Source organism: Pseudoduganella violaceinigra DSM 15887 (assembly GCF_000425385.1).
Taxonomy (GTDB): domain Bacteria; phylum Pseudomonadota; class Gammaproteobacteria; order Burkholderiales; family Burkholderiaceae_D; genus Rugamonas; species Rugamonas violaceinigra.
This window is the reverse complement of sequence record NZ_AUDI01000012.1, coordinates 273794-282262: the sequence shown is the minus strand read 5'-3', so window position 1 is coordinate 282262 and position 8469 is coordinate 273794. Positions and strand designations below refer to the sequence as shown.

The 8469-nt window shown below is 61.8% G+C and carries 7 protein-coding genes; 1 reads left to right on the top strand and 6 read right to left on the bottom strand.

Annotated features, from left to right (window positions below; all coding sequences use genetic code 11):
• Window positions 1-734 precede the first annotated feature (734 nt).
• Entirely contained in the window at window positions 735-1916 is a 1182-nt protein-coding gene (locus H597_RS0109325; protein WP_154668028.1) for a T6SS immunity protein Tli4 family protein, read from the top strand.
• 230 nt (window positions 1917-2146) lie between these two features.
• On the opposite strand, the gene H597_RS30305 is transcribed toward H597_RS0109325, so the two are convergent.
• The 6 genes from H597_RS30305 to flgB all read right to left on the bottom strand — a co-directional run bounded on the left by H597_RS30305 (window position 2147) and on the right by flgB (window position 8419).
• Window positions 2147-4474 carry an EAL domain-containing protein gene (locus tag H597_RS30305; RefSeq protein WP_051293647.1) on the bottom strand — a complete coding sequence of 776 codons (2328 nt, stop codon included), beginning with the start codon at window positions 4472-4474 and terminating at the stop codon, window positions 2147-2149.
• Window positions 4475-4580: 106 nt separating this feature from the next.
• Window positions 4581-5324 carry a flagellar basal-body rod protein FlgF gene (gene flgF / locus H597_RS0109315; RefSeq protein ID WP_028101907.1) on the bottom strand — a complete coding sequence of 248 codons (744 nt, stop codon included), beginning with the start codon at window positions 5322-5324 and terminating at the stop codon, window positions 4581-4583.
• A gap of 11 nt (window positions 5325-5335) precedes the next feature.
• Complete coding sequence (locus tag H597_RS0109310; protein ID WP_028101906.1) at window positions 5336-6877, bottom strand: flagellar hook protein FlgE; 1542 nt, start codon at window positions 6875-6877, stop codon at window positions 5336-5338.
• Window positions 6878-6900: 23 nt separating this feature from the next.
• Entirely contained in the window at window positions 6901-7593 is a 693-nt protein-coding gene (locus tag H597_RS0109305) for a flagellar hook assembly protein FlgD (RefSeq protein ID WP_028101905.1), read from the bottom strand.
• Between the two features lie 2 nt (window positions 7594-7595).
• The gene (flgC, locus tag H597_RS0109300; protein ID WP_028101904.1) at window positions 7596-8000 is read right to left on the bottom strand and encodes a flagellar basal body rod protein FlgC; all 405 of its coding nucleotides are present in this window, start codon (window positions 7998-8000) and stop codon (window positions 7596-7598) included.
• A 2-nt stretch (window positions 8001-8002) separates the two neighbouring features.
• On the bottom strand, window positions 8003-8419 hold the full coding sequence (flgB, locus tag H597_RS0109295) for a flagellar basal body rod protein FlgB (RefSeq protein WP_028101903.1): 417 nt from the start codon (window positions 8417-8419) through the stop codon (window positions 8003-8005).
• Window positions 8420-8469: the final 50 nt, after the last annotated feature.

The following is an 8469-nucleotide window of genomic DNA, read 5'->3' as shown; positions in this document are numbered from 1 at the left end:
AAGACGCTACGCTCCATCGGCTTGGCGCGCGCTACGCTGAATTTGAACTGGAAGGTGGCTGCCTACAACTTGCGCCGCCTTTCCTATCTCCGGGAGGCAAACGTCGTGGCGTTCTAACGCCCGAAGTCCGCCCACATCACTGAAAATGGTGGTGACGGACGGGAAATAGCACCGAGCTGGGAGCGAGCACGGGGGATTTTCCCACTTACGCCACCTTTTGCACGGCACCCAAGTCCGAATTGTCGGTTATTCGAGGTTCCCGAAAGCGTTTGACTTCGTTCCATGGAGTTCCCCTGCCCTATCGGTGGCGCAGCGTCGTGGTGCATCGATATGGCCAACTTGTGCGCCAAACAGTACCGAAAAAGAAACCATTGCAGTCGGAATTCGTATGCCATTCGATGCTGCATTTTGGGACGCTCACAAGGCATCAGCAACCGCACCTGATGGATTAATGGGATTCTTCACCGCATTGCCGACATATTGGACAATAAGTGAGAATAACCAACCAGGCTTAATGAGCACAGTATTGCTAACTATAAATGACGAGGATCCGGTCAATGGAACGATGTGTGCATAATCGCGCTAGTCTTGGTGCTAGTCTTCGGGCGCTCGCGGCTATAGCCATCGCAGTGGCAGCACTCGGGGGCACTCGAGCAGCAGAATTATCGAGTGAAGGATCTGGAAAGTACGCCGCGCGCTCAGGTTGGGAATCGATTTGCTTGGGGCACGTTGCCATGGACGTGCCATCGCAGGTGATTTTGGGCGCTACGCCTCTGAAGTTTGACTCGGCATTCCAAATTGAAGGGATCGGTGGCGGGGATTTTTGGGGAGAGCTTCGGTATGGCGGCTTAAATATTCTTGAATCGTACCCTTCCGATAATGCAGGGTTTAAGCAACTCAAGAATGAAGTGAACGGGAAAGTCTCTACCCCTGAAGAATACCGCCTATCGATCAGTTCGCATCGTGAGGAGGTCGCGCATTGGCGCGAACGCGTTCGTAAGGAGCCGCATAGCGAATTCCAGAAAGGCATTCTCAAAGATGAGGAAGCTGCACTCAATGAGCTGATTGCAGGGGCTCGTGTTTCAGGTGTGGCAAAGCTAAATGATTCAAAATCGTTTGCAATCCGAAGTGAGAAGAGTTTTATTGGGGGCTTTCGTGATGACTTGGACAAGCGCGTACGGGTCTTTGATGGCCCGCTAACGACGCTTGAGCCAGGCAGTCCCAAAGCCGCGGAAAATGAGCTCCAGCGAATTCGTAGACAGTACGTCACGCGCCCACCCAATTCAATTCCTCATTCCCCAGGTTTCTGTACCGGATTCGGCTTTATCAATGAGCCAGCTGGCCCCCAAAGTCGGTTCACGGTTCGCATTCCTTTCCAGTTGAAACAGCAGCCGAATCTCCTGTTTTATGTCGCAATAACTCCGGCGGAAAACATAGACCCGAAGGACAGGATAAAGCTCCCAAGAACAAGTGCAGTGTATGCGATGACGAATCAAACTGGCATGACGCACCGTCACGGGCCGCACGCTGTTAAGATTCTTGGCATGCCGGGACAGATGACTGCACATGAGTATGGGCCGATCTGCTCAACGTCGACTGACTGCGTGCCTGCTGAACAGGCCTATGACATGGAAGCAGAAGTGTTGGGAGAGGAAGGGCGGGCTGATCGTCCACATTTGGTCCTTCATATGAGCGCAGTTCTATCCGACGAATATAAGTCGAAGCTAGCGCCAGTCTCGGGAAACGATAACTCTAACAAGCCGGACCATCCGGCGCTGCGCGGGCAGGTTCCTCCGCCGTATAAAGTGGGGCGCGAGATATTTGAGCAGGTGCTGCAGTCAATCCGGATTCGACCAGGGGCCTTTGCGAATAAAGCAAACGGGCCCGCAGGAGATGATGGGGGTAAGGCCAACTGAGTGTGCGCTGCAATGGACATCTACGCGTAATGTGGTTGCGATTAAATGATCAGCTACGCGGAAGACAGTATCTCCAGGCTTAAAAAAGCAATTCCATCATCTAGAAGGGACTTCGATCACGATCGTAAAGCAAGGTACGCAATAGAAAGATGAACAGGGATGATGGAAATGCAAACAGGCCCGCAATCGACGAAAAATACGAATTGAGGTCGCCAATAAAACACCAGAAGTCAAACCACATCAACAGACGGCACAGGCATCAACGGCTGCGGCCGCCCCACACCATAGCCTTGGGCAAAGTCCACGCCCATGGCTCGCAGACAAGCTAGGATAGCGTCGTCTTCCACGAACTCGGCAATGGTCTGCTTGCCCATCACATGCGCGATCTGGTTGATCGATTCGACCATGGCACGTTCGGTCGGGCTGTGCAGAATGCCGCGAATGAAGCTGCCGTCGATCTTCACGTAGTCGACCGGTAAATGCTTCAAGTAGGCGAAGGAAGACATGCCGGCGCCAAAGTCGTCCAGCGCGAAGCGGGCACCCTGCGCCTGCAAGTCCTGGATCAGCGCCGCGGCCTGGGCCAGGTTGGCCACGGCTGCCGTTTCCGTGATTTCGAAGCAGACGTTTTCGAGCGCGATGCCGCTGGCGCGCCGCTGCTCGAGCACGTATTCCAGCAAACCCTCGTCGCACACCGAGGCGCCCGACAGGTTAATGGCCCAGCTGGTGCCGGCCGGCTGCGTGGCCAGCGCGCTGAAGGCGTGATGGATCACCCAGCGGTCCAGCAGGGGCATCAAGTCGTAGCGCTCGGCTGCCGGGATGAAGGCCATCGGCGGCACCAGGCCGCCCTCCTCGTCCAGCATGCGCACCAGCACTTCGGCGTGCGCCCGCCCGCCAGGCCGCAGCGGGGCGATGGTCTGCAGGTGCAGGCAGAAGCGGTCGTTCTCCAGCGCGGCGCGGATGCGCGATACCGCTTCCATTTCAGTGTGGCGCACCGACAGTTCGGCATCGTCGTCGCTGTACACGTGGATGCGGTTGCGGCCCTTTTCCTTCGCCATATAACAGGCGGCATCGGCCGCTGTCATGACTTCCTTCAAGCTGCTGCTCTCGCCATCGAGCAGCACCACGCCGATACTGACGCCGATGCGGTAACTGCGCACGCCCCAGGCGAAGTGCAGCTCGACCACGGCCTTGCGCACTTTTTCCGCCACGATCAGGGCGTCGCTGTGGCTGCACTGGGTCAGCATGATGCCGAATTCGTCGCCGCCCAGGCGGCCCACAATATCGCGCTCGCGCAGCGTGGCTTGCAGCAGCTTGCTGACTTGCTTGATCAGTTCATCGCCCGCCGCGTGGCCGCTGGTGTCGTTGACGATCTTGAAGCGGTCCAGGTCGAGGTACAGCACGGCGTGCTCGCCGCCGCCGCCCCGGCGCAGCACCGCCAGCAGCTCGCGCAGGCGGCGTTCGAATTCACGCCGGTTCATGATGTCGGTCAGATCGTCGTGCGTGGCCTGGTAGGTCAGCTGGGCGGCATGGCGCCGCGCTTCGCTGGCGTCGTGCAGCACGATGACCTGGCCGATGGCGGTGCCGTCCGGGGCGTGGATCGGCGCCACGGACCGGTCGACCGGTACATCCGTGCCGTCGGCCGCCAGCACGTGCAGCGCCTTGGCCTCGCCTTCCAGCCTGCACACCTCGTCGAGCGGGCGGCCCAGCATGGCCGATTGCCGCAGGCCCAGCATCTGTTCGGCGTTGCGGTTGCAGTAGCTGACGCAATGCGCCTGGTCCGTCGTGATGACGGCGTCGGCGATCGAGCCCAGGGTCACCTGCACCAGCTCTTTTTCGGCAAAGGCTTCCGCCTCGCTTTGGCGCAGCTGCTGCAGCAGGCGTTCGCGGCGCGCGAAGGAGCGCCGCAGGTAGCGGTGGCCGCTCCAGGCCAGCACGGCGGCCGCCAGCAGCAGTACGGCCATCAGGGCATTCGATACCTGGCGCGCGGCGTCGCTGATGGCGCCGGCAAAACCGATCGCCAGGGGCGTCAGGCGGCGGTCGATTTCCTGGATTTCCAGCAGCACCGCCGGGGCGCGGCGCCCCTGCGGCGTCATCGCGTGCACGCGCTCGCCGAGCGCATCCAGGCGCAGCAGGTGTTCGTCGCTATGCTCCCAATACGCGATGGCGCGCGCCATCAGGTCGAGAAACTTGAAGTTGCGGTACAGCCAGACCAGGCCGCGGATGTCTTCCTCGGCATTGCGGCCGCCAAGAAAGCCTTCGCGCACCACCGCCCAGTCCATGTCCGGTTTGTCCATTTCGCGGCGCGCGCGCATGTCCGACAAGGGCACGGCCAGCTCGGCTTGGAATTGGCGGTAGTCCTGCTCGTCAGCCGTGACCAGGTAGCGCTGCAGCGAGGCGATGGCGGCCTTCTGGCCTTTCGACCAATGGCTCTCCCCGCCCACGTAGGCGCGCAGCGTGGCCGCAATGGACAGGCTGAATACCGCCACCAGGGTCAAAGCCGCCACGGCCAGCGCGAACGGCAGGACCACGGCGGCATAGCGTTCCTCGGAGGGAGCCATAAGCGTGGGCTGCAGGATGAAAAGATTCCATGATGGGGAATCCGGGCACGATGCGCAATGCCGCAACGGCCAAACGTTGCCGAGCGGCAACGAACTTATTGCAACCTTAATTCAACGCCAAGACTTGTGTGGCTTTTGCGGCATTGTTTTCCGCATTTTTCAGCAGGCTCATCTGCGTTTCGAAGGAGCGCGCCAGGGCGATCATATTGACCATGGCGTCGATGGCGTTGACGTTGCTGCCTTCCAGGGTGCCGTCGGCCAGGCGCACCGTCTGGTCGGCGTCGGCCGGCAGGCCGCTCTGCTGGCGGAACAGGCCGTCGTCGCCGCGCACCAGGCCCTTGGTGTCGGGATTGACCAGCTTGATGCGCCCCAGCACGTTGGAGGGCCCCGGCTTGGCCTGCGTGGTGTCAATGGCCGACACGGTGCCGTCGGCGGCGACCGCCACGTCGGCATCGGGCGGGATCGCGATCGGGCCGTTCTCGCCCACCAGGGTCAGGCCGGCCGCGGTTTGCAGCATGCCGTTTTCGCTGACTTTCAGGCTGCCGTTGCGGGTGTAGGCTTCCGAACCGTCGCTCGACTGCACGGCGATGAAGCCGTCGCCGCGCAAGGCCACATCCAGCGCCCGCCCCGTGGTCTGCATCACCCCGGCCCGGAAGTCCGAGCCCACCGTGTTGTCGACCACGAAGGTCCGGGTCGGCAAGCCCTCGCCCACCACCGGCACGGCGCGGAAGGAGTCGAACTGGGCCCGAAAGCCCGTCGTGGTCGCATTGGCCAGGTTGTTCGACGTGGTGGCCTGCTGCTCCAGGATGTGGCGGGCGCCGGTGGCGGCGGTGTAGATGAGGCGGTCCATCGCTGACTCGCTTAACGCAGGTTGACCAGGGTTTGCAGCACCGAGTCCTGGGTCTTGATGGTCTGCGCATTGGCCTGGTAGACGCGCTGCGCCGTGATCATGTCGACCAGTTCCTTGGTCAGGTCGACGTTGGACGACTCCACCGAAGACGAGCGCAGATTGCCCATATTGCCCTGGCCCGGCGCGCCGACCTGCGGTGCGCCCGAGGCCGAGCTTTCGGCCCAGACATTGTTACCGAGCGGGATCAGGCCGTCCGGGCTGGCGAAGTTGGCCAGCACGAATTGCGCCAGCGGCCGCGATTTGCCGTTGCTGTACTGGCCGATGATGGTGCCGCTGGCATCGGTCGAGAAACGCTGCAGGCTGCCCGAGGAATAGCCGTTCTGGGTCGATTCTTTTTCGCTGGTGGGCGAGCCGTACTGGGTGGTGCCGACAAAGTTGGTGGAAATCGTCATCATCAGGTCGGCGCCGTTGTCCGGGAAAATTGGCAGGTTGACCGAGAATGGCAGGGTCTGCGGCGGCACCAGCAGCGCCATGCGCGCGGCGCTCAAGGCGCCGTTCGTATCGAAGGCCAGGGTGCCGACCTTGACCGATGGGACCGTAATGGCCGCCGCCAGCTTTTGGTCGATGATGTCCGGGTTGTTGCCGGGCACGGCGCCGACGTCGGTCGGCGGGGTATAGACGGCGGCCAGCTTCGCCAATTGGGCCGGCGTCGCGCCAGCCGCGGTGGCGGCCGCGGTCATGGCGGCGCCGGCGGCCGCCGAATAGGCTTGCTGGGCGGCCAGCATGCCGGCCGCGTTGCCGGCCGTCGCCGCCGCGTTGTAGGCCGTGCGCGCCGCCAGCGAAGCCGGATCGGTCAGCACCGCCTGCGCCACTTTCTTGGCGTCGATTTCGACGCCGTCGCTACCGGCGTAGACGTCCCAGATGCCGCTCCCCTTGTTTACATAAAACACCGACATGGTGTGGGCATTACCCAGGCTGTCGAACACGTCCATCACGGTCTGCTTGGTATAGGTCAGCGGATCGGTGGCGTCGAACGGCACCTTGGTCGGCACCGGCGAAGTGGACGACAGGTTGATCTTGAAATTGGCTTCGGTGGTTTCCACCGGGGTCAGGTCGGCGGTATCGATCTTGATCGGCACCGGCGCGCCGGCCAGGATCACGCCGGACTGGTTGGCCAGGTAGCCGGTGATGGAATTGCCCTGGGCATTGGTGATGATGCCGTTCTTATCGAGCAGGAACTGGCCGTTGCGCGAATACTGCACTTCGCCGCTGGGCGCCAGGGTGCGGAAGAAGCCGCCGCCATTGATGGAGACATCGAGCGGGTTGTTGGTGGTCTCGATATTGCCCTGGGTGAACTGCTGGGCGATGCGCGAGATGCTCACGCCGATACCGGGATTATTGCCCGCCACGCCGTTCAGGGAATTGGCATACAGGTCGGCAAATTGCGCCTGGGATCCTTTGAAGCCCACCGTGCTCGCGTTGGCGATGTTGTTGCCGATCACGTCGAGCGACTTGCCTGCGGCATTCAGACCGCTGAGACCTTGTTGAAACATGGTATTTCCCCTTCAGGTTGGGCTTACAAAACTTGCTTGATATCGTCCATCGACAACTGGCCGATGGCTGGAACATTGATCTTGGTGCCGCCGGAACCGGTCGACACGCTGGCCACGGTGCCGAAGGTCAGCGCCTGCACGCCCTCGGCCGCCTTGCCGCCCAGGGTGCCGCTGACAGCCACGCTGTACATGCCGTCCGGCGCGCTCGTGCCGTCGTCCATCTTGCCGTCCCAGGCCAGCGGCAGCGTGCCCGCATCGACCGCCTGCAGCGACAGCGAGTGCACCACCTTGCCGCTGGCATTCTTGATATCGATCTGCAGCGTGTCGACGGCGTTCTTCAGCTCGACACCGAACAAGCCCTTGCCGGAGGCCAGCTGCAGGTTCTTGCCGGCCGCCAGCACGCCATGGTTGATCAGGTTGGTCGCCTGCAGCGAGGCCGACGCGGCGTAGTCCTTCTTCAGCGACTCGATCGTCTCGTTTAGCTTATTGATCCCGGTGACGGTCTGCAGCTGCGCCAGCTGGCTGGTCACTTGCGCGTTGTCGAGCGGGTTGAGCGGGTCCTGGTTCTTCAGCTGCGTGATCAGCAGCGTCATGAACTTGTCCTGGTCGGCCGACACGTTTTTGCCGGCATTGCTGCCGTCGCGCGTGTTGACCGCGTTGAGCAGGGCTTGCGACGGGCTGCCGGCGCCAGTGACAGGGGTATTGGTAACGGCCATGATTACTGTCCAATCGTGAGGGTTTTCAGCAGCAGGGTCTTGGCTGCATTCATCGTTTCAACATTGTTCTGGTAGGAACGCGAGGCCGACAGCATATTGACCATCTCGTCGACCACATTCACATTGGGCATCGTCACATAGCCCTTCTCGTCCGCCAGCGGATGCTTGGGGTCGTAGACCTGGCGCAGCGGCGACGGGTCTTCCACCACCTGGCTGACCTTGACGCCGGTGGCGGCGCCATTGGCGGTCGGGGTGGCTTCGAACACCACCTGCTTGGCGCGGTAGGCTTCGCCGCTGGCACTGGTGGCGCTATCGGCATTGGCCAGATTGGACGCCACGGCGTTCAAGCGCTGCGACTGGGCGCTCATGGCCGAACCGGACACATTGAAAATACTGAACAAGGACATGCTCAGCCTCCCTGGATCGCGGCCAGCAGGCCTTTGATCTGCGAATTGATAAAGGTCACCCCGGCCTCGTAGCGTACCGCGTTGTCGGCAAAGTTGTTGCGTTCGGCATCCATCTCGACCGTGTTGCCGTCCACTGCGCCCTGGGCCGGGTGGCGGTACAGCAGCGGCGTGCCGTCCGGCAGCGTGCTGCCGTCCTGGGGCGGGCCCGGGAAGTGCCGGGCGGCGGTGGTATTTAGCGGCTGCGGCGTGCTGGCGCGCAGCATGGCCGCCTGCAGGTTGGCGGAAAAGTCGATGTCGCGCGCCTTATAGTTCGGCGTGTCGGCATTGGCGATATTCGACGCCAGCACGGCCTGGCGCTTTTCGCGCAGGCTGAGGGCGGTTTCGTTGAACAGCAGGTAGTTGTCGAGTTTGCCTAACATGGCACTTCTCCGCTTGATGACAGGTTCGATGATACGGAGCAATGCCGCAC